Annotated in this window: 12 protein-coding genes and 2 pseudogenes; 1 reads left to right on the forward strand and 13 read right to left on the reverse strand. The window is 56.4% G+C overall.

Features of this window, described 5'->3' with window-relative positions; all coding sequences use genetic code 11:
* Window positions 1-5: 5 nt before the first annotated feature.
* A complete protein-coding gene (locus CV102_RS22105) occupies window positions 6-893 on the reverse strand; it encodes a universal stress protein (RefSeq protein ID WP_148860189.1) in 888 nt (295 codons plus the stop codon).
* A gap of 383 nt (window positions 894-1,276) precedes the next feature.
* Between CV102_RS22105 and CV102_RS22110 the strand changes: the two genes are divergently transcribed.
* Window positions 1,277-3,430 carry a hypothetical protein gene (locus tag CV102_RS22110; RefSeq protein ID WP_222863725.1) on the forward strand — a complete coding sequence of 718 codons (2,154 nt, stop codon included), beginning with the start codon at window positions 1,277-1,279 and terminating at the stop codon, window positions 3,428-3,430.
* Here CV102_RS22110 and CV102_RS26235 read toward each other — a convergent pair whose 3' ends face one another.
* The 12 genes and pseudogenes from CV102_RS26235 to CV102_RS22165 all read right to left on the reverse strand — a co-directional run.
* Window positions 3,431-3,577, reverse strand: a complete 147-nt coding sequence (locus tag CV102_RS26235; protein WP_187433074.1) for a DUF7503 family protein — start codon at window positions 3,575-3,577, stop codon at window positions 3,431-3,433.
* A gap of 598 nt (window positions 3,578-4,175) precedes the next feature.
* Window positions 4,176-6,446 (reverse strand): bacterio-opsin activator domain-containing protein, encoded by a 2,271-nt coding sequence (locus CV102_RS22115; protein ID WP_233710778.1) that lies wholly within the window; start codon window positions 6,444-6,446, stop codon window positions 4,176-4,178.
* A gap of 363 nt (window positions 6,447-6,809) precedes the next feature.
* Window positions 6,810-7,181, reverse strand: a pseudogene (locus tag CV102_RS26840) (PAS domain S-box protein); the annotation flags it as partial.
* Window positions 7,182-7,879: 698 nt separating this feature from the next.
* Window positions 7,880-8,674, reverse strand: a complete 795-nt coding sequence (locus CV102_RS22125; protein ID WP_233710775.1) for a hypothetical protein — start codon at window positions 8,672-8,674, stop codon at window positions 7,880-7,882.
* A 1-nt stretch (window position 8,675) separates the two neighbouring features.
* Window positions 8,676-9,626 carry an NAD-dependent epimerase/dehydratase family protein gene (locus CV102_RS22130; RefSeq protein ID WP_148860192.1) on the reverse strand — a complete coding sequence of 317 codons (951 nt, stop codon included), beginning with the start codon at window positions 9,624-9,626 and terminating at the stop codon, window positions 8,676-8,678.
* A 68-nt stretch (window positions 9,627-9,694) separates the two neighbouring features.
* Window positions 9,695-10,984: a nucleotide sugar dehydrogenase gene (locus CV102_RS22135; protein WP_148860193.1), complete on the reverse strand. Its 1,290-nt coding sequence runs from the start codon at window positions 10,982-10,984 to the stop codon at window positions 9,695-9,697.
* Between the two features lie 624 nt (window positions 10,985-11,608).
* On the reverse strand, window positions 11,609-12,043 hold the full coding sequence (locus tag CV102_RS22140; RefSeq protein ID WP_148860194.1) for a hypothetical protein: 435 nt from the start codon (window positions 12,041-12,043) through the stop codon (window positions 11,609-11,611).
* Complete coding sequence (locus tag CV102_RS22145) at window positions 12,040-12,927, reverse strand: ParA family protein (protein ID WP_148860195.1); 888 nt, start codon at window positions 12,925-12,927, stop codon at window positions 12,040-12,042. The genes CV102_RS22140 and CV102_RS22145 overlap by 4 nt, the downstream gene beginning before the upstream one ends.
* A gap of 755 nt (window positions 12,928-13,682) precedes the next feature.
* Window positions 13,683-16,569 (reverse strand): annotated as a pseudogene (locus CV102_RS22150) (UvrD-helicase domain-containing protein).
* Window positions 16,566-19,244 carry a PD-(D/E)XK nuclease family protein gene (locus CV102_RS22155; RefSeq protein ID WP_148860196.1) on the reverse strand — a complete coding sequence of 893 codons (2,679 nt, stop codon included), beginning with the start codon at window positions 19,242-19,244 and terminating at the stop codon, window positions 16,566-16,568. Before CV102_RS22155 ends, CV102_RS22150 begins: the two are co-directional and overlap by 4 nt.
* Window positions 19,245-20,294: 1,050 nt before the next feature.
* Complete coding sequence (locus tag CV102_RS26445) at window positions 20,295-21,029, reverse strand: hypothetical protein (RefSeq protein WP_222863726.1); 735 nt, start codon at window positions 21,027-21,029, stop codon at window positions 20,295-20,297.
* Window positions 21,030-21,247: 218 nt separating this feature from the next.
* A partial coding sequence (locus CV102_RS22165) for a transposase (protein WP_148860197.1) occupies window positions 21,248-21,544 on the reverse strand: 297 nt, incomplete at its 5' end.

Genomic DNA, 21,544 nt, shown 5'->3' on the forward strand with positions numbered 1-21,544 from the left:
GCCGCTCAGTTGGACGCGGGAGCGCCGCGAACCAGGGTAACGGTCCGCTGCGACCGGCGGGCGACCCGTTCCGCGACCGATCCCGTGATTAGCCGGTCCGCGAGCGAGCGCCCGTGACTGCCCATGACGATCTGATCGTAGCCGTTCGCCTCGGCGAAGTCGACGATCTCCGCTGCCGGCTTTCCGGACACAGTCTCAGTAGCGATCGTCGGCCCGAGTTCGTCGGCCAGCGTCGCCGCCGACTCGAGAATTCCCTCGGCGCGTTCCTCGTGATCGCGTAGCACCGCCTCGAGGTAGGTCCCCTGAACCGCCTCCCGCGGACGATCGAACGGCAGTGTCAGGACGTGAAGCGCAGTGTGTGAGGCGTCGGGGAACGTCTCGAGTGCGTACGCGAGCGCCGCTTCGGCCTGTTCCGACCCGTCGACCGGGACCAGAATCTTGCCGGGGAGTTCGCGGTCGCGAATCACCGTGGTCGTCTCGGGGACAATCGTCGTCGAAACCGGCGACCGACGCACGATCGCTTCGCTCACGTGTCCGAGAAACGGACGCGTGATGGGCGATTCGCCGTGACTCCCGAGCGAGACGTGATCGACATCGTTCTCCGTAATGGCCTCGAGAATCTCGGTGTGTGGCGTGCCGGTTCGACGGACCGTCCGTAGCTCGCGATTGTGCTCGTCAGCGCGGTCGGCCGCGCTCTCGAGAACCCGCTCGGCGCGCTTTTGCGCGCGCTCTACCGGTGACTCGGGCGACCCGACGGTCGCGGCGTGATCGTGCGTGGGATCGACGACCGAGAGCGCGGTGAGTGACGCGTCGGGAAACGACGCGAGGCAGTACTCCAGACCGGCGAATCCGTGATCCGAGCCGTCGACTGGAACGAGGACGTGCTGTGGCATGGTATCTTCTCCGTGGACGGTGGCGAGCGCTGACTCGCCCACTTCGGAGTGTTACGTATCACGTCGATTCGCATAAAGCCAGAAGGGGGATTCCGTCGCTTCGAGAGGAGCCGCGGTCACCGGGAGAGCGTCATGCGCACCCCCTCCACGATGCCGAGAGCGTCGTCGGGAGTGAGAAGCGCGACGTCTCGAGATAGCGTGTTCGATCGCGGATCAGCCACAAACTCGACGTACTCTGCGCTGCAAGCCGATACCGGGTTCGTGTCCCGCAGTTCGAGACCGGAGTTGGAACTGTCTGAAGAGTAAATTGAATTGATTTCTTATACATAGATATCCGTTATTATAGAATAGTACATTTACCTTGCTGGTTCCTTACGTAGGTAATGAGTATGCCGAACGAGTCGTATACTAAACAAGATGGAACTGACCTGCCGAAAGACGTGTTGTTTGGGTCAGTGAAAAGCGGCTACGGCGTCGAGGTTCTCGATCGAATCGATCGTAATCGATATCTTCTCTGGACGGCTGACACCGTCGCCCCCGAAGCAGTAGCCCCAAACCACTTTTCGTTCCCAGTTGACGCGGCTATTTCAGTAGCGACAGAGGGCATCACACTGCCGACCGTCGTGCCAGTATGCGTTCGAGACGGGGCGGGATCGTTTATAACAAGCATAGAGCAGTCTGCGTCGGAAACACTTTCCGAAGGGGTCTATAGCCTCGAACTCGCCGCCCCAATCAAGCTCTATCTCCGGGTAGACAGTCCCGTCACCGTTTCGTCGAATTTGATGCAGACCTATATCCATTTCAGCGACGAGACCGAGGTGTTGATCGGAGCGCGCTCGCTTCACGAAGAGCCAGCCGCAACCATTACCACGACCGACGACCCGCGAGACATGATAGCTGCCGTGTCGACGTTCGCGTCGGCGCTCAAGACCCAGAGCCCCGAACGCTCGTTCCCTTCGAACCGCGGTCATCCTCCGATGGTCGAGCGCGGGGAGAAGTTACATATTCCGGCCGGTATGGAGACCCCAGACGCGAGTATTCGGCTCGAAATCCCGCCCGATTATCGGTCGATTTACGCGGCCGCACCGCTGGTATACTATCTCGGCGCAGACCTCGTTCCGGCAGACACACCGCGATTGGTTACCGAAACCGGATTCGAGTACGCGCTCGCCGAGGAGCGCTGTTTCGAGGAGACGCTCGAGCGAGTCCTGAAACGGGTGTTCTTCCTCGATTGCGTAGTCCGAACGGAGGGAATGCATCCGGTGGATCTGTACGAGCGTCAAAAGGTAGAGGAGGGCATCGACCACGATCTCACTTCGTTGTACAGCTGTCCGCCAGCCGAACGGATCGAAGCCTACTTCGACGTCCCGTTTTCGGTGCTCGAACCGCAGATGCCCGACTGGAAAGTTACCGCGCACATCGAGCCGAATCCCAAGAACGTCGAAATGCTCCCGTTTATCGCCCATCGTCTCGCCGTCGTGCGTACCTCCCGGGGGAACGAAATTTCGCCGCCGAACGAACAGAAAGCGATCATCAACGAGTATCTTCGAAACGATAGCACTACATCAAATGAACAAACTGTAACGACAACTGGATCGTATGTTCAGCCGAAACGAACAGATTCGCTTGAAGAGATATGGATTGGTGGCGGTATACCACTTGGTGCAAACAAAGCATTACTCGAAGCGTATCAGAATCGGATCGGGCGGCAGCCAACCGAGAGCGATATCGAAATTACCATAGTTTATAATGATATAGATCTGTCAAGCAGCCTTGTTGATGTCGAGACTAGTATGAATGCTGAACGGGATGTTGTCGACAACGTTTATGGTTCTCGTAGTGACCTCCCATTTGACACCACTATCCATCAAGACCTCACGGTTGACGAACTACGATCGATCCTTCGCACCTCGACCGACTTTCTTCACTACATCGGCCATATCGATAACGAAGGAATGCGATGCGTAGACGGCAAACTCGATACCGCTACCGTTGAGTCGGTTGGCGCCGATGCGTTCTTTTTGAACGCTTGCCAATCTTACAGACAGGGTTATCATCTTATCCGAGGCGGTAGCATTGGCGGGATCGCGACGCTTGGTGACCTTGTCAACAGCGAAGCAATCAAAATGGGCCAGACAATCGCTCGGTTGCTAAACCGTGGTTTCCCACTCTATGCTGCTCACGAGATCGCTCGCGATGTAACGCTTCTTGGAGGACAGTACGTCGTTCTTGGTGACGGAGGATTCGCTATCACCCAGACTGAGAGTGGTGTAGCAAACCTCTGCGAAATCGAATCTATCGATGGGGAATATTTCGGAATTGATATTAAAACGTATCCGACCGCACGACGAGGAATGGGTACTATATTTATCCCATATATTAAGTCGAACAACGAGTACTTTTTAAGCGGGGGATCGCTCAGTTCTTTCCGTCTCTCGATAGACGAACTTCAACGTTTCTTCGAGCTAGAAGAGATCCCTGTTCGGATAAACGAAGAACTACGTTGGAGTCACGACATCGATGTCACAACTCTCTAATTACGAGATGGTGCCGCCGTTCGCTGCAGCCACATTTCCTGCCTGCGTCAAGAACAGACAGAGCGTGAACAGCACGCCCATCATGCGTGGGTGGTCTTTGAGGAACTCTGCAACTTGACTGCCGGACCGAGTCTGGGTTTCGGACATTGCAAATGTACATGTGTCGCCGGATTTATTAAATATTTCTAAAAGTTTCTGCCTAAATATAGAAAATTATAATTGGCCATATTACACAGAAGCTAGTAAAATATATATCGTCTGAAATTATACTAATAGGGGAAGGGCGTTATTTCAATCCCAGGCCAGAATATCTGAATAGTCGGTGGTTCAGGCACCGAAACTCGTTTCGATTACTGTCACACACCGTCATTGATCTTTGGGAAAAGTCAGGATCACTGGAACAGTAATCGTAAGCGTTCCCTCTCAAGGGGATTAATAAGCAAATGGAAAACGCCGGGTAAAACCGTCCTAAGTACAGGGATGGCTGTCCCAGTATCAGAAACTACGATATCGGCTGTCCGATCCCGCTCGACGATCCGCGTTTCCAATTCCGTGGTCGTTCTTCCGTCCCGCACGAAGTGATTGGTCCGCGCGTCGAACGACACACGCTTACCGGAGTCCTCCTCGAGTTGCAGTCCAACTGGTCACCGAGTAGGAACGGCGGCTCTTCGGTTCGAGGATACACGTACACCTCGAGGGATAATGCACATCCCTCGTTGCGCGCGAGTTATCTTCCTGTCGACCGCTATAAATTATCGAAGAAGGTCGATAACAGGCGATGGTTCCCCTTTCGGAGGTGTTGGTGGAGTGTCGCCGGTGCGATTTCCATCGATTCGGCGAGTTCTTCGGCGGTAATCTCTCGGGGCCAGTCGTAGTAGCCGGCGAAGTATGCGGATTCGAGTGCTGTGTACTGCTTCTCCGTAAGCTGATTTACGACCGACTCCCGGAATTTGTCCTTCGTCAGCTGCGAGTGTTCACGCTCGCGCTTTGCGGCGAGTTCGAGCGGTTCGTACTCGCGCTCGAATTCCGTAACGATCTTGCGAACGTCTGCAGACGGCGGCGCTTCGATGACGACCGTTCCCTCGCCCTCCGCTGCCGTCATGGTTCGAACCGTCGTTCCCAGTTTGGATGCGAGTTGAACGATCGAGTTCGAGGTCACAGTCTGAAGAACGAAACTACCGGTCCGGTTCGAGACCACTCGAGCGCTCTCGATAGCGGGCACCTCCTCTGCTCTCTCGAGAAGCGGTTCAGGGTCAGTGCCGGAGATCGTATGGTACGTGAGGAGCCGTCCGTTCTCGATCAGAATAGCGCGCTCGAACTCGCTACAGCAATCGAGTTCATCCGTGATCCGGACGTGGAATACGGATGGATCGCTCAGGATGAACTCGAGTTCGATGACGCTCTCGGAAAGGAGCAACTCCTTACTTTTGAGCGCGTTCTTTGCGAATCCGACAATCTTTCCGAGCACCTGGAAGGCGTCGATCGCGTTCTCGCTGAAGACGTCTTCGTGAACGCTGTTGATGACGAGAACACCGATCGTTCGGTCGTCGTACGTCAACGGGACCGCCGCAATCGCCTCGACATCTCCGTCGAATTCGGCTCTACTCGTCCCGCTGACAGCGGTCTGGTACCGATGAATAACCTGTATCTCTTTCGTCTCGATCGCCTGCTCGACGATCCCGTCAGCGATTTCAGAGAGGGGCGTTTCGGAGACGCCGTCGAAATAGCTGTCCGCAACTCCGACACCAACGGTCGTCTCGATACGATCCGTCACGCTCTCGATAGTGCCGATCCAGGCGCTCCGATAAAGATCCGACGACGCTAGACGTTCGCAGATCGTTCGGTCGAGTTCTTCACGGGTCGTCGTCGTAATGAGACTGGTGATGATTTCGTTGTTGACGTCGTTGATTTGGTTCAGCGTCTTCAGTTGGCTATACTGCTGTGAGAGCTTCCGTTCTTGCGTGGAAAGCAGGCGTATCTGGTCCGCCTGCACGAGAGCGACTCTGATACCCACCGCCAGTATCTCTATGAGGGAGATATCGCTGTCGGTGACCTCTTCGCTGCCGCGAACGAGAAGGCTAAGAACCCCGTACGATCCGATCGGAACGTGGATGCTCGAACGATCAAAAGCCGACGTGGACGCAGACAGACTGTCATCGGAAATGACGTTGACCACCGTTTCCTCGGTTCTAAACGCGCGGCCGGCGAGCGTCGCTTCCAGGTCGTACGCGGTTCGTGTCTCGAAGAGCTCTCGGGCCTCGTCGGTAAGCGCGGCCGGCTCGAGTTGGTTCGCACTCTGGTCGAATGTTCGGATACACGCGATTTCAAAGTCGAATACGTCTTTGATCGCCTCGATTCCGATCCGGATCACCTCGTCGTGCGTCTCTGCGCTTATCAGCTCGTGAGCGACCTCGTTCAGTGCTTCGAGCCGTTGCTCTCGCACTTTTCGTTGAGTGACGTCACGAACGATACACACCAGCTGATCGTCGAACGACGCGAGTGAGTGCTCTTGAAAAAACTGCGATCCGTCCGTCCGTTTCCCGATAACTTCTCCACGCCAGTGTCCCTGGTCAGCGACGACCGGAAGAATTTCTTCTTCTAAGCGTCGAACTTCATCGTCCGGGTACAGTGTCTTCCACGACGTTCCGATGAGTTCCTCGGGATCGCTGTACCCGTAAATATCGGCGAAAGCAGGGTTTACGTAGTGAAATGATCCCGTTTCGTCGGTAATTCCGATTCCATCCATCACCGACTCCATAGCCGCCGAACGGAATCGGACCGCTTCTTCGGTGTCGAAGCGGTCGAACGCCATCTGGGTGATCTGGGCGAGAACGCTGATCAGATTCTGGAACGAATCGTCGATGGTATCGTCAGTGACCAACCCAACGGTCAGCAGACCGTGCGCTCCGAGTGAGATCACGAGCCGCGTCTCGAGTCCCAGTTCGGGATGAGCCGGCCGGTCCACTCGTCGATAATTCTCGAGGAGTCGCGTCTGCTCGTCATAGAAAAGCTCCATCTCGACCGTGTCGGGAAAAATTGGATCGACTCCTGTCGACTCTCCATTGTCGTCTACCGTCGAGGTCATCGGTTCGCTTACAGCCAGCGGTTCGAGTCTCTCTTCGTCCGCACTGGAGAGCCACACAGCGGTATACGCCCGGCTAAAAATCGTTTGTGTGAAAGCGACAGCCGTTCGGGCGACGTCAGTTCTCGTATCAGCAAGAGACAGTTGCCGGCTCACACCATCGAGCGTTTCGAGGTGTTTCGTATAAACATCGTGTTGAAAACTACTACCGGGATTGGTGGAGTTGTGGGGAGCACTGGCCGCTATTTCCGCCGAAGCGTACTGCTGGCCCCGTAGAATCGTTCGGCTTTGATTCGTTCGGTCAGCGACATCCTGGAACGTCACGGCGAGATAGCAGCGTTCTTCCTCGAGTTCTGTCGCACTCAGCGTAGCCGGAATCTCGTCACCCGTCTTGTGAATGAGCGAGCAGGTGACGCCGCTAGCACCGTCACCACTATTCGAAGTTGCGTGTTCGAGGATCGTTTCGAACGGGTCCGACCAGTCGTCTGGAAAGAGATATTCGATCGACTGACCGCGTAACTCTTCCGAGCGATATCCGAGAAGATCGGTGAGGTACGAATTCGTGAAGACAATCGTTCCGGAGTCATCGAGAAACGCAATACCGTTGGTGACGGTGGCGACTACGTCTCTCAAAGCGGAATCTCTGAGTGGAGACGGTAAATCAGTCATCGTACTCACACGTATGGAATGAAACTATATAACACATCTTCATATGTCGCCTACATAGCGCTGTACTAATTAAACAGCTCCACTAATATTGAGAAAGAGGTCACGTGCATTATTAAAAGACCGTATATTTTGTTAGATTTTGATTTCTACTTCACTTTTATTCGTAGAGATAGCTCCTCACGTCGCTCTCATCAGAGACGTCCGGATGTATCGGCTCCTCGTTCATTTTATTGACACAGCAAGAGAGACACAGAAGTTGATAGTATCTCAATCCCTGTTCCGTTTTTCGCTCCAGCCACCATCCTTCCGTTTCGTCACCGTCGACGGGAATCTCACAGAGTTGGCAGGGTTTCGGGTGGCAGGGGGGATTTGGATTCGGAAAGTAGGGATCCATACGGAATATTCTAACGTAACCACCATTATTAATAACTTTCATTTGTAGGAGTTCATTGTATTTATGGCCGAAATTTATCGATGCTTTCGATTTTGTCCGACCGACTCTTATTTTCGTGTTTTTGCTAAATTTTCATCGTTCCAGTGTTGCTTCAACCCTGATTAAACCTACGCGGAGAGTGCTCCGATCGATTGCGGGAATTCAAGGGGAAAGCCCGCCCTTTAGGGCGGGGAGGATGTCAACAACTGCGGCCGAGTAATTCGCTGTAGAGTATCCCCGGATGGGCAACGAAACCGACCAAGTGCTACGTTAGTTCGATCGTCCAGTCACCAACTGCCGTTATGTCGATGTATCCGACGTCCTCCGTATTAATCGAGGTAACCCCGGCAAACGGACCGATCGCATCGAAGACGAGTTCACTTCCGTTCCAGACGAATTCGGTATCGTCGATTCCTTGTGGAACGACCTCGACACGAATATTCGAGTTATCTTCGTAGAATGCGGCGATGCGAGTTGTCTCTTCGAAGAGAATCGGACCGCTCCAGTTCGATCCCGTTCCTTCGATCGTGAGCGGGGGTCGTTCAGCGTCGTCGTCGGATACTCTCGGTTGTCGAACGACGACGTCCCACGCCCCATCGGCGTCGACGTAGATGACGTACGATCCTTCTTCGACGAAGGCGCCTGCGGATCCGTCGAACTCACCGGTATGTTCGAGCAACCGATAATCGACGCCGTCTTCCAGAGGAACGAACTGGATCACGAACGTCGAGTTGCCATCGTGTGTCGCCTCTATCACCGTAGGTCCCCCGTCGATGCTGAACTCATCGGTTACGGAGACACCCTCGCCGTCGAACTCGAGCGGTTCCGGTTCTTCTCTCTCATCGCTTTCGGCTGCTGTAGCACCGATGGATCCGCCTGTAAGTGCCGCCCCGACGATGATGCCGCTACTCCGGAGTAGTGTCCGACGACGCACGGTGAGTCGTCCCACGATCGGTTCCACCCCCGATTCCGAAAAAATCGCGAGCGGCGATTTCATCAGAGAGGCGACTATCCCGAGGACGATCGAGAAGTTGGAGAGGAACGATGTCACGTAACTCATATTATGCCTCGTATCGACGCGGTTGCGGCCGACCGGCCGAGTCGGTCATCTTTTCGATCCCCCGCGAGAGCGAAGTACGCGGCGTGTATCCAAGAAGGGTTTTCGCCTTCGAAATGTCCGAGCAACGGCGTTTGACCGTGTATGGTCGAGGGTGCTCGACGTACTCGACTTTTCCGTCACCGACTTCTTTGACGACGCATTCGGCGAGATCGCGTATCGCTAGCTCCGATCCGCTCCCGACGTTGAACACCTCGTTTCTGCCCGCGGGACTCAACGCGCTAATCGTACAGTCGATCGCGTCGTCGATATACGTGAAGTCTCTCGTCTGATCGCCATCACCGTGAACTCGTAGCGACTCGTCGGCCAGAGCGTTGCGAACGAAAATCGGGACGACGTACCCGTACCCTGAAGAATCCTGTCGCGGTCCGTATACGTTGAAGTACCGGACGATGGTGTAATCGAGGTCGGACGCCGCCTGGTACGCCTGTGTGAATCGTTCGTCCGCTAGCTTCGCGACCGCGTAGTTCGTCTTTGGAGCCTGCTCGTCGTCCTCACCGTACGGTGGGTCCGGCGCGTCGCCGTACACTTCCGAGGTCGACGCGACCAGAACGCGTTCGACGCCCGAATTCGAAGCAGCGTCGAGGACGGTTCTGGTGCCGTCGACGTTCACTTCGAGAACCTCGAGCGGTCGCTCGAGAGTGCGTCTGACCCCCATCACGGCGGCCATGTGTACGACGATGTCGTGGTTCGCGACGACACGTTCGACGAGATCCCGATCCGTAACGCTTCCGTCAATCACCGCATTCACGGGTATGGAATCGATATTCGAGCCCGATCCCGTCGAGAAATTATCCAGAACCGTCACGTAATTGTGTTTCGTTAGCTGTTCAGCCAGGTGACTCCCGATGAACCCCGCTCCGCCGGTTATCAGTATTTGTTTGTTCGTAATCATGATTTCCAGACTGTGTTGTTGCTCCAGGTCACTTTTGTGTGATATCGTTCGATCGTCGGTTCCCCTTCCTACAGTCGCTGATAGATAATGTCGGAACGAATCGGCTCCTCGAACGTCCCTGCGATGTCGATTATCGCGGTATGCTCCGGTGTCCTTTCCACGACTTCGTCCAGCGTGAGGTCACCGAACGTGCTGTGATTAGTGAGGAACAAAAGGCCCGACACGTCTCCAATATCGATCGAGGGCCACATCTCGAGGTCGAACGTGTCTGCCGCTTCCTCTGGGTTTACGTACGGATCGTATCCGACGAGGTCGATCCCGGCTGTACGTAGCTTCTCGAACAGTTCCTGTTTCGCTCTGGATCGAACGTCCGCTACGTTCGGCTTGTAGGAGAGCCCGCAGACGAGCACGCGTTCTGCGTCGTCTATTACGGAGACACGTTCTCGCCGGCGATTGAGCGCTTCGATCGTCAGCTGAAACACGTGGTCGGTCACGGATTCGTTGACGGTTCGAGCTTCTCGCATGAGAGAGGCTGACGCACCGTGGTGCTCGAGTCGTTCGATCAAAAAGTAGGGATCGATCGGAATGCAGTGGCCCTCGACCAGGCCTGGATTGTACCGCTGGAAATTCCACTTCGTATCGGCGACCGAGAGTACGTCTTCGTACTCCAGGTAATCGATAGTAGCACAGGCCATCGCAAACTGGTTGATTAGCGCGATGTTGAGGTCACGCTGTGCGTTCTCGAGGCATTTGGCCGCCTCCGCCGACTCGATCGTCGGAGCGGGGTACGTCTCGTCGACGATATCGTCGTACAGATCTAAAAGCTCGGAACGGACGGAGTCGGTGCGTCCGCTAACCGGTTTAATGATGTGTCGGAGGCCGAGATCGTCGCCGGGATTGATGCGCTCCGGTGAATAACCCACCTCGAAGTCCTCACCGAGCGAAAGGTCCGATGTTCGTTCGATTTCGGGGACGAATTCCGCCCGGGTCGCACCTGGATAAACCGTCGACTCGAGGACAACCGTCGAACCGGGAGCGAGGTGTTCGCCGATCGTCCGTCCTGCTGTGCGAACCATCGAGAGATCCGGTTCTGATGACTCCGTTAGCGGCGTGGGAACCGCAGTAATGATGGTTTCACACGCTTGCAAGCACATCGGATCCGAACTGTAGGTGAGAGAACTCTCGTCGTGTTCGTCACCCGCGCTCGATACTCGGCTTCTTTCGCGTAGCATCTCGATTTTTTCGACATCGTGGTCGTATCCGACGACGTGGTGTCCCGCGCTTGCGAAGGCCGATGCGAGCGGTGATCCGACGTATCCCAGTCCAACCACACCTAGTTGTGCAGTGTTTGATTCCATCGTTTTTTGATAATTACGGTGTGAGTGCTCCGGTCGGGCTCGATGATCGGCAGTGACTGAACGATCGATTTGCGGTTGTCATAGTTGTCTGTTTCAGGGTAGCGTCGACCATTCATCACAATTCGAATAGTTCCCGAATGGGATTCCATCGGGATCGTCGCTCCCACCCACAGGGAGGCCAGTAGGCGGAATACGCTCTTTGCCCAATTGTATCGATTGATAAACAAACAAGTGCCAAGCCACGTAGGTCATGTCAAAGAAAGCCAGCTCATGAACACCAATGCACTTAGATAGAGAGATTGTCGGAAGACCGGTCATTTCATCTTGAGGATAATTGTTCATCGTCTCCCGTAACAAACCGTTCGAGGAGGTCCACGCTTCCGAAAGTGCTGACAACGTAGCAGTTTCAACTCACCGGGAAACAGTGCGATAGTACCGTCGTCGCTGTTTTAACCAAAACAATGGTCCAAGCACCGTCCCGTCGATTCCGACCGAGAAGCCCCGAGGGACATTCGTACTCCTACCTGCTTTCTATCACAGATATCAGAGAAGTGCGCTCGAATCTCCTTCAGGTTGCGACGAGGAGAGAAGTACCGTAGCGGGACTCGTTGTCTCCCCGTCGAATCACTCCGACTGACGGCGGGCCTCGAGTACCAGTTTCGCAACTCGTTCCGGTTCGGAGGCTGCAAGCCGAAGCACCGCGTCGTGTATCTCCCGGGTTTCCTCGTCGACGACGTCCTCCTTGGCCAGCGACGGGGTGATCGACGTCCGAAGCGTTTTTTCGAAGTCGTCCCACGTCTCGGAACGGGCGTACAGCGGACGCTGACGAACCGTCGAGTACTCGAATGCCGGACCGGAGTCAGCCGGCGTCGGCTCCCGTGAGCGCTGTTCGCCAGCGGTCCCCGACCGTGACTGCCGATTCGGACTCGAGGCCGGCGCCTCCTGCATCACGTCGGGTTCGGTTGCGTTCGGACTCGAACTGCGCTCTCCTTCGTCGGTTTCGTCTTCGGTTCGGTCGTCATCGTCGTCAGACTCGAGGTCGTCGAACGGATTGCTCATCGTTCGATTCCTCCGTTCGCGACGATCGACGCGAGTTCCTCGTAGCACTCGATCTGGTCGCTTTCCGGATCGTAGTCCTGGAGCGGTTGCTCGGCGCTGAGCGACCGCGAAAGCGCTGCACGATGCCGGATTCCAGGCTTCGGCGACTTTCGTTCTCTCGCGTCGATCTCCTCGAACTCTTCGGCCGTAATGCGGGCGAACGACGGCACAACCTCGGGAAGTGGCTGGCCGGGGTTGACCTCGTAGCTCGCCGTGTTCAGGTTCTCGAGTAGTTCCCGGTCTTCGGTCCGTTGATCGATCCGGTCCTCGAGTTTGTTCGGCACGATTGCGAGGACGTCGACGTCGATGTACTCGCGAGCCGGTTCGATCAACCGCTCCATCGTTCGCTTGTAGCCACCGATCGCACTCGAGCCAGGTTCGATCGGGATCATCACGTTGCCCGTCGCGACTAAGGCGTTGTTGTTGAGCATCCCCGGATAGGCCGGGCAGTCGAAGACCACGTACTCGTACTCGGTGCCGAGCAGCGGGTCGACGATCTTGGACTTGACGCGGGCTGATCCCTGCATCGCGCCGGCGAGGTCCTTTTCGACGTCCTCGAGCGTGTTCGACGACGGGAGCAGATCGAAGCCGTACTCGGTTTGCCGGATGATGTCGTCCGGTGTCGCGTTTCCCTCGAGGATAACGTCACCGAGATTCGTCTCGCTCCGGTAGGCGTCTGTAAACCCGAGGCCGTTCGTCGCGTGACCGTTCGGATCCAGGTCCGCGAACAGCGTCGGACCGCGCTCGGCGAGCTGGCGCGCGAGATTTATCGAGGTCGTTGATTTGCCGACACCACCTTTCAGGATGACCACGCTCACGGCGCGCGGCTCGTCTGTTGTTGCCATCTTGTGTGACTCCACCCGCCTCCAATTTCGATAGGTACCTATTGTACCACGAACGTCTGTTTCAGCGGACAGTACACACATCTAACGAGAGGCATATAATTCTACCGCAGGCAGATACAGTAGCTGCCATAGGTGTAATAGGTGCGGTAGGAAGAATAGCTACAATAGAAGGGTTAGATCAGACAGACCAGGGAGCTATTTCATCTATTGTAGATATTAAGCCTACCAGACCTATTTAGCCTATTGTACCCAGTATAGGGAGTAGAGGTGCTGTACATCAGTTAGCCTCGAGCGGGAGCGTAGCGACTCGAAGTTGCGAAGGTATCACTGGTGGCTTCGCTACCGGAGGACGTGGATGCTGACAGTCGGCTCGTATCGACACTCGAGCGTTGGTGCCAGTCGAATACGCTACGGCAAAAAACGCCGAACGAGAACGGCGAAGGACGAGTTCACTACCGTAAGTGGGAGTTACTCGAGCGAAAGTTACTCGAGGACTCGACGGTGTTCAGTGCGTGCGTGCGACCCGCGCCGAGTTCGTCGTTGCTCTCTCCATCCGCACCCTTTGTGCCCAGTTTGATCACGTTCTCACCCGGCGGGACTGAAATATGGCTCGAGCCCTCTCCGACAGACCCGATTCTTCGGCCGCATGTTCAACCACTGCAATTACGTCCACGAGTGGAGTCATCTCGTTTGCACACCCCGTTTCCGGTGAAACTAGATTCGTGTAGCCAGTTACCAATTAGAAACGCTCGTTCTCACTCGATCACGGATCTGTGATTACCTGCTAACTCTACTAACTCTGCTTCCGACAATGGTTCGATCTCGACTCGAGTATCTTCGGCCGTATAGAAGAGAGACGCAGTCACAGTGTGAGTACTGAACCACTCGTTGAGGACGTGGTAGTAGACACTGAGTTGGATTCGGTACTCGGACTCAGCGTGACGACTGAGATCCGTTTTGAAGTCGACGATCTCGACGGTATCGTCAGTCACGTGAACCAAGTCGATCACCCCTGATAGCGTAACCTGTGTCCCATCGACCCTGAGCGGAAGATAGGCGCGTTCCTCGACTCGCAGATCCCCCGAGAGCCCATCGAGGAGCGCCTTCACGTGCCGTTCGTCGTCATTGTCGGGCGTGACGTCCTTTCCAAGCGCATAGTCTTCGGCGAACTCGTGGACTCGAGAACCGAAGTCCATCCCTCGACCATCGGAACCGTCCTCGTAGATGCTGTCGTCCATGAGCGAGTGCGGCGAGTGGCCCTCGGACCCCGGTGACGCTGGCGCATCGATGCTGAACTGTGTGTGCGTCGTCTCGTCGATGTCTACTGACGAAATGCCCGGCTCGAGTGTCTCGATCTCGACTGGTAACTCCTCGAGGAAGGTATTGGGCTCCTCACCAGCGGCGAACAGCAGGTGATCCTCGGCGCGAGTCATCGCGACGTAGAGGAGGCGTCGTTCCTCGTCGTATTCGGTCGGCTGACAGCGCCGCAGGACGTCGGCTCGCCAGTTATCGTAGACGTGTGGCTCGCCGTGGGCGTCGTCGTAGCACTTCCGCTGACGGAGTCCAGCCGTTTCGGAGTAGGTGATTGTGCCGCTAGAGCCTCCCGATGGCGGGAACGCGCCGCTGTTCATGTTCCCGAGAATAACGATCGGATGTTCGAGACCCTTGACGGAGTGGATCGTCTGGACGGTGACCGAATCGGTGCCTGCGGCGGCCTGAACCTCCTGCGTGTAGCCATTCTCGACACCATCTTCGATAATTCGAATCAGGTCTCCTCGGGTCATCGTCGTCGAACTGTGAAGCGACTTGATCGTCGTGAGGACGACGTCGGACGTCGCTCCGTCGTAGCCGTAGCGATCGAACACGCGCCGCGTGACGGCCGTGTGCGTCTCGAAGGCCTCGAGCTCGGAACGAAACCGCTGCATCGTATCGGGATACGCCTCGTGTTCGAGGACGTATTCGATCGTCGAGCGCGTACCCGGCACGCTCTAAGACGACTGCCCATCCTCGCTCGGCCGCCGATCCGCCCTCGAGAATGCGCAGCCAGGCCAGCAGGAGTTTCGCCTGGTCAGTGCGGAAGAGCTCGATTCCGCCTTCGTAGGCCATGGGGAACTCGTACGCCTCGGCGGTCGAAAGTAACTCGCGGCCGAAATCGCGGGTTCGAGTGAGGACGGCGATATCACCGTACGTTGGCGGCCGCAGTTCGCCGTCTTCTTCGACTGCGTACTCGTCGTTACCGACGATCTCCTGGATTTTCGTAAGAATCGCTTCGTGTTCGTCGGCGTGCCGGAAGGCCTCGATCCGCGACTGATCCTGTTCGGTGTTCGAGAACAGGGAGACGACCTGCTCGAGAATCGACTCCCGATCGATCAATTCCCGACTACTACCCGGTGTGACGAGTGCGTTCTCGGAGAAATCCAGGATCGGCTGCGTCGAGCGATAGTTCTGCTCGAGTTCGATCCTCGTGACGGACTCGAGCGGGAACGAGACGCGGTCGGCATCGTCGTTCAACTCGGCGGCAAAGCGCTCGAGTCGGGACTCGAATCTGGTGATGTTCTCGACGGCGGCGTACTGGAACGAGTAGATGCTCTGCTTCCAGTCACCGACGGCGCAGAAATTGTCCGTCCCCGAGAGGAGCAAGGCGAGTTTGAACTGGATCTCGCTCGAGTCCTGGAACTCGTCGATCATCACGTACTCGAACGCCAGCGATTCGCGGAGGTCGTCGTCTTCACAGCACAGCACGAACGCGAACAGCTGGAGGAACGAGAAGTTCAGGTAGTTCCGTCCGAGTGCGAACTCGAGGTACTCGAAGTAGACGTCGTGGACGAACTCGATGAGATGGTCACGATTCTCGGTGAAGACTCGTTCGGCGGCGTCTTCGGGAACGGATTTCGACCCGTACTCACCGCGTAACTCGTTGCGGTCGGGCGCGTCCGGTAGGTAGCATTTGTTATTTCCATACCGACCGAGACTCGAACGGAGCTTCGACTGTTTGCTACCGCCGTTTCGGGGCCGATTCAGCTCGTCGAACGCGTCTTTGAACGCATCGAAGTCTCCCTCGAGGGCGTCTCTGGAGTCGCGATACCAGCCATCCGACGTTGGAAAGATGCCCTTCGCGGCGAGGTTGTTGATGAGACCGAGTAGCTCCGTCGGCTCGGAGAGACACCGGAGGAGATCGTCGTACTCGTCGTGTTCGTCACTGAAGCGGCCGATGAATTCGCGGAAATACTCTCGCTCGACCGTCTCGTTCTCGAGGACTTGCGTCGACCCGGTGATCGCATCATCGATCCCGAGATATGTTGGTGCGTGAAAGCCGTGCTGATCGAGAATATCGCTACACAGACTGTGAAAGGTCTGAATAGGTGCGTCGTTCAGCGCCCGCATATCGTAGTCACAGCTGGTGACGATCCTGTCTTTCATTTCCGTCGCCGCGTTTCGAGTGAACGTGATCAACAGGATATCGTCGGGCTCGATATCGTCTTGTGCAACGATGTTCGCATACCGGTGAGTGACCGTAAACGTCTTGCCGGTCCCGGCGCCGGCGTCGACGAGATACAATCCGTCCGTTCCCTCAATGAGTTCACGCTGACCCTCGTTGGGTGTCGGCGCTGCAGTAGGCGACTCGTCAGTCGGCGATGTCATCGATTCACCTCCGAGTCCACTGCATCGGCTGCGAGCGTCTCTTCGGCCTGGGTGCTCTGGGAGCCGTCTCGAGTCGGTCGGGTGTCGGTGAGTAGCATATCGCGGTTGTTCACGTAGCGGTAGTTCGGTTCGCCGGCGCGACCGTCGATCGGGAAGCGGTCTTCGCCGCGTCGGTAGCGGTTCAATTCCTCGAGTTGCTCGTCGACGAAGCGCTCGAACGCGTCGAGATCTTCCACGAAGTAGCCCGCTTTACGGTAGCTACAGAGGTGTCTGAACGCCTGCATACAGCCGTTCCTGACGTACTTGTAGTCGCCGACGTCGTCGACGAGGCGTTCGACCAGCGCCTCGCCGAAGGGTGAGTCAGCCATCTCGTCCGCGTCTCGCGTTCTGGGGACGTTGTAGGCGTCGAACACTGCCAGATACGTTTCGTAGTCGGTTTTCGAGAACGTCTTGTTGCAGTCGTTAGCGGCGTCTTCACGGAGTTCGTCGAAGACCGTCCGAGACTGCACGAACTCGTCGAACGCGACCGGGTGGTAGGTTATCGTCGTCAGACAGTCCTCGAGTGTCGCGTCGCCGGCGACGACGTCCTCGAGCGTTTCGAGGAAGTGGAAGAACGTGAACTCGAGGGACTCGTCGGGCTGTTGCCGACGCCAATAGGTGAGATAGCACAACGCCTGGAAGTTCGGCTTGTCACTCGGCTCATCGATCGATGCGTGGTTGGTTACCTGCGACGCGGAGTTTCTGTTCCCGCTCTTGAAATCGACGAGTTGTGTCGGCGACTGCACGAGATCGATCTTCCCCTTGAGTCGAAGATCACCGTCTTCGAACCACCGCTCGGTTGCCGGCGAGTCGACATCGCGATCGAAGTACTCTGCGAAGAAATTAGCTCCCCAGCCGCTCGACGGCGTCAGGAACGTCGTATCGGCTGGAGCGTGTTCGTCGAGATAGTCGCAGATCGTCTCGAGGCCGATCCGATACCGCGTTCGTTGTGTCTCGAGATCGATAGTTCGATGAAACGCACGCGTCTCCTCGATCATGGCGTCGACGACTTCCTCGAGACAGGCATCGTCGACGAATCCTGGATTGTTGACGACGAACTCGGCGAAGTCGTGAAAGAGATTCCCTTCGACGAAATAGTCCTTATCCGGGGTCTCGACGAGCCGGCCGAAGCAGTAGTCTCGTGGAGAGTTCGCGTACGTGTTCAGACTCGACTGACTGATCGTCTCGACGCGTTCGGGTTCGACGTCCGCGTCCAGCGGCTCCCGATCGAATCCATCGCCGGTCGATCGGCCAGTCCGAACGTAACGTCTCGACTCGAGATCGCTGAACCGTTCGAACTCGGCTTCGACCAACTCGTCGAAGTACAGACACGGCGTGATGGGTGAGCCACCGGCGGCGTCCTGCACGAGATAGTTCCGTTCGACACCGCTCTGGAGGAGCGACTGGAAGCCGTCGATGTTTCGCTCGTACTCCTCGTCTCGGTCGACCCACGGCCGGTTCGGCGAGTCGTGTGTCCAGTCCTCGTCGAGTCCCAGATAGAAGACGATCGGTCGGTCGACGAACGAAGCCGATTTCGCATCCGCCAGCAGGACCCCCTCGTTGTTCCGATCGATCGGCACCTCGTAGGTCTCGAGGTAGAAGCCGAGTCGATCGATCGCACCCGTCGTGATCGGTTCCGCGAGCAAGCCGAGTCGATCGAGTTCGTCGCGGAACGACTCGAGCGTTCGTCCCGTTCGATCTTCGTACGCGTTCAGCGTCTCTTCGAAGGTGAGCGTGTCCGCTCGACCGATGAACTCGCGGAGCCAGTCGGTCTCGGGGTCGTCGGCGTCAGCGAGTCGTTTTTCGTCGTGCTCGACCGGCACCGTTGCACCGAGACACGAGAGTAGCGGCTTCACGGATTGAACGCGGGTATCGGAGCCAGCTGTCGTACAGCGAAGTAGCTGGACGAACGCGCGGTGATCGCGATCGTCCATGAAGCCGGGACCACCGTAGTACGGAATCTCCGCCGTCTCGAGCGCCGACTCGATGAGCGGCGAATATTCGCTGCTCGAGTCGAGTACGATGCCGATATCGTCCGCGTTGTCCCGCGTGACGGTATCGAGAATCGCGTCGACGATCGCTGCTGGTGATTCGAAGATTCGAAACGCCGGGAGACCGAACGTGTCCTCGGTGAACCGATCGATCGAATCGTACTCGTCGGGGAGGACGGATCGCTCGAGGTTCGTCAATTGGCGCTCACCGACGACTGCGACCGACTTGGCTGCACCAACGTCGATCTCGTAGTCTTCGAGAAGTCGCGAAGACGTCTGTAGTGAACTGACGATGTCGACGACGGTTCTGGTCGCCGGCGTGTCGAACGGGTCGTACTCGAGGATCGCGTCGGCGCTTCCCCGATACTCCCAACACTGAAGCACGTTTCCGACGGTGTAGGCGATTTCCTTCCAGCTGAGATCAGTCTCGTCGATGACCTCGAGGAACGCGGTCCGGTCCTCCGCGGTCTCTCGGCGACGTGTCGCGAGGCGTCTGGGTGTGATCGCAAACGGCCCGAAATGAGGTCGCTCGAGGCGCCGATTGAGGGCGTCCGCCAGAGGTGAGTCGGGAACAATCACGAGATCGTAGTCGGCAACCTCGTGATACAGCCGACCGATCGGTTTCGACTGCCTGAATGATACGATGCATAGCGGGTTGGATTACCAGACAATAAGTCTGTATGTCGGCCGTTGAAGATGATCTCCTCTATACCAGAGGTTCGAAGGCGAGCACCCTGCGCACGGTGGCGCCGAGGTGAAGGCCGACACTGGGTCAATCTATCACCCGTCGTCCAGATCTTTACAAGACCTCAGTACCACGATTAGTATATAGAAATATTGATATATGCATCGCTGAATATACAGCGCGAACGTGGCGAGATCGGGCTAAATATCTGAAATCTGTGATCGCTCAGTACAGGTCAAGTAGGTAACGGCGCAGCAATCGGTTCCCCTGATAGCTGTCAAAAAAGCTTGCTGAATATAGAGAAGGCATACAGCACACTTAGAGAAAAATCAATTCAAACTGTCCGTCTCACTGATGGAAGCAACGCGAGAAGAATGAGGACGAATCCTAAGCTAAGATACAGCCACTGTAGCCAGTGCCCGAAGCCCACGATCAATCCTTGAACAACGATCCAGACAATTAACGCAATCCCGACTATAATCGCAGCAGGCCACGCCCAACCGCGCTCTGTACAGAGGCCGTAAAGGACAACGAGTGGGAAGAGTCCCAAAACGGTGAAGAGAATCATCCCCGGCAATAGGAAATCCGTAAACGGTGAGCCAGCTAAGACATCTACCGGCATACCGACTATGTCACCGGTTGGATCCAAGAGAAACTAACCACCACCACCGATAGCACTGATACCGAGAAACAGCAAACAGGCCATCAGCAGCCGGAGGGGACCGGACCGTTCTGAGGCTTTTGATCGCTGTTCGTGCTCATCCCTTAAACGTCCGTTAGCTCGTCCATTAGTTGTTCTGTGCGTCGAAGCGGCGAACTGTGACGAGTATACTGACTCACCAGCAAGTGCTCACTTCGTTACTCCTGACCGTCACAGCGTGATATATCCGCGCTGTGAGTTCGGTACGGATTGCTCGAACTGCTCGGCTTCTGTCAGAAGTAGCGTGACCGACTCAGAGGATGTAGCAGCAACTCTCTCTTCGGTACTCGAAGGGGTAGCTTACAGATTATCAGTCGGGAAGACTCGCACGAATCGATTTGCAGAGGGCGGGTTCTAATCCGCTATTCCGGTACCCTGCGGCGAGGTTGATGTCTACGGCCCAGAACCGGCCCTCGGCATCTTTGACGAAATCGACACCAACGCCCCGGAGATCGAGCCGGTTGACGAGGCGACGCAGACGGCGCGTAAGCATCGGTCTGGGGCGCACCTGATTCAGGAATCGTTTGGGGCCATAGAGCTTCGAAGTAACGCACTTGGCCGCCGTCTGGACTCTCGCTTCATCGTGAATGGTGTAGTACTTGTAATCGACGGGGTCCGTAACGATCAGTTCTTGATAGAAGCCTCCCTCGCCGTTCAGTTCGACGTCGCCGTCCCAGATGTAGTAGGGTTTTGCGACGTACTCGAACTCGGGCTTCTCGAAGGTTATTCGAGGGGTGCGAAATCCGACCGCCTCGAGCGCCCGGAGTCCGATGAGCCGTGAACTCAACGCAATCGTCGCGACGAGGTTGTTCCACAGGGGCGTCCCCGTTCGCCGTGCAACCCTGAGCGCGGGGACATTGCGCGGGAACACCTGCTTGTTGACGAGCAGAGCGAGATCGTCGATGTGACTTGGAGAGAGTTCGGAGCGCGGATCGAAGAACCGAACCTCGTATCCCGCGTCTCTAAGGCGGCTGGCGACGGCAGTGAACACCGGCTGGTCATCAGCACAAAGAATCCCGATTCGCTCCGCCTCAGCCGTATCCATCGATAGCGGGTGTACGTGTGTCAGGGAGGATAATGCTTTGATACAGTCTGAAACCATCGGATTCGGACGCGCGACACGATCGATGGAAGTTGTGGCAGAGCCCCACAGCGTGCAACATATGTGCCCTGTACTGACCGATCACTCCGTTCGCAGATCAAGCCGAATCTCGTGCCACATTCGCGCTATCGGGCTTGTTTAGACGCGCGATATCAGTGGTGTTAGAGTCTCACAGCTTGCTCGATGTTTCTGACGGCGGCCTTTAGGATGAGTTCTCTGAACTGGCCAAACCACGTTCTGGCTCGCAACGTCTCGCCGAACCGATGTTTCAGTGCGAAGAAGATCGCTTCGACGATCGACCGGCGGTGATAGACATCCTCGTCGTGGCGAGCGTTGTGCGCTTTATCGAGTGCGTAGAACTCACGATGTTTGATCACTGGTCGGATGCCAGCGTCTTTGAGTTCGTGCCGCAGCGCGTCCCAGTCGTAGCTTTTGTCGGCGGTGATCGTGGTCAGCTG

This window comes from Natronococcus pandeyae (assembly GCF_008122205.1).
Taxonomy (GTDB): domain Archaea; phylum Halobacteriota; class Halobacteria; order Halobacteriales; family Natrialbaceae; genus Natronococcus; species Natronococcus pandeyae.

Coding starts and splice junctions, on each gene's coding strand:
- CV102_RS22105 (WP_148860189.1), bottom strand. CDS start 893: ATGCCACAGCACGTCCTCGTTCCAGTCGACGGCTCGGATCACGGATTC.
- CV102_RS22110 (WP_222863725.1), top strand. CDS start 1,277: ATGAGTATGCCGAACGAGTCGTATACTAAACAAGATGGAACTGACCTG.
- CV102_RS26235 (WP_187433074.1), bottom strand. CDS start 3,577: ATGTCCGAAACCCAGACTCGGTCCGGCAGTCAAGTTGCAGAGTTCCTC.
- CV102_RS22115 (WP_233710778.1), bottom strand. CDS start 6,446: ATGGAGCTTTTCTATGACGAGCAGACGCGACTCCTCGAGAATTATCGA.
- CV102_RS22125 (WP_233710775.1), bottom strand. CDS start 8,674: ATGAGTTACGTGACATCGTTCCTCTCCAACTTCTCGATCGTCCTCGGG.
- CV102_RS22130 (WP_148860192.1), bottom strand. CDS start 9,626: ATGATTACGAACAAACAAATACTGATAACCGGCGGAGCGGGGTTCATC.
- CV102_RS22135 (WP_148860193.1), bottom strand. CDS start 10,984: ATGGAATCAAACACTGCACAACTAGGTGTGGTTGGACTGGGATACGTC.
- CV102_RS22140 (WP_148860194.1), bottom strand. CDS start 12,043: ATGAGCAATCCGTTCGACGACCTCGAGTCTGACGACGATGACGACCGA.
- CV102_RS22145 (WP_148860195.1), bottom strand. CDS start 12,927: ATGGCAACAACAGACGAGCCGCGCGCCGTGAGCGTGGTCATCCTGAAA.
- CV102_RS26445 (WP_222863726.1), bottom strand. CDS start 21,029: ATGGATACGGCTGAGGCGGAGCGAATCGGGATTCTTTGTGCTGATGAC.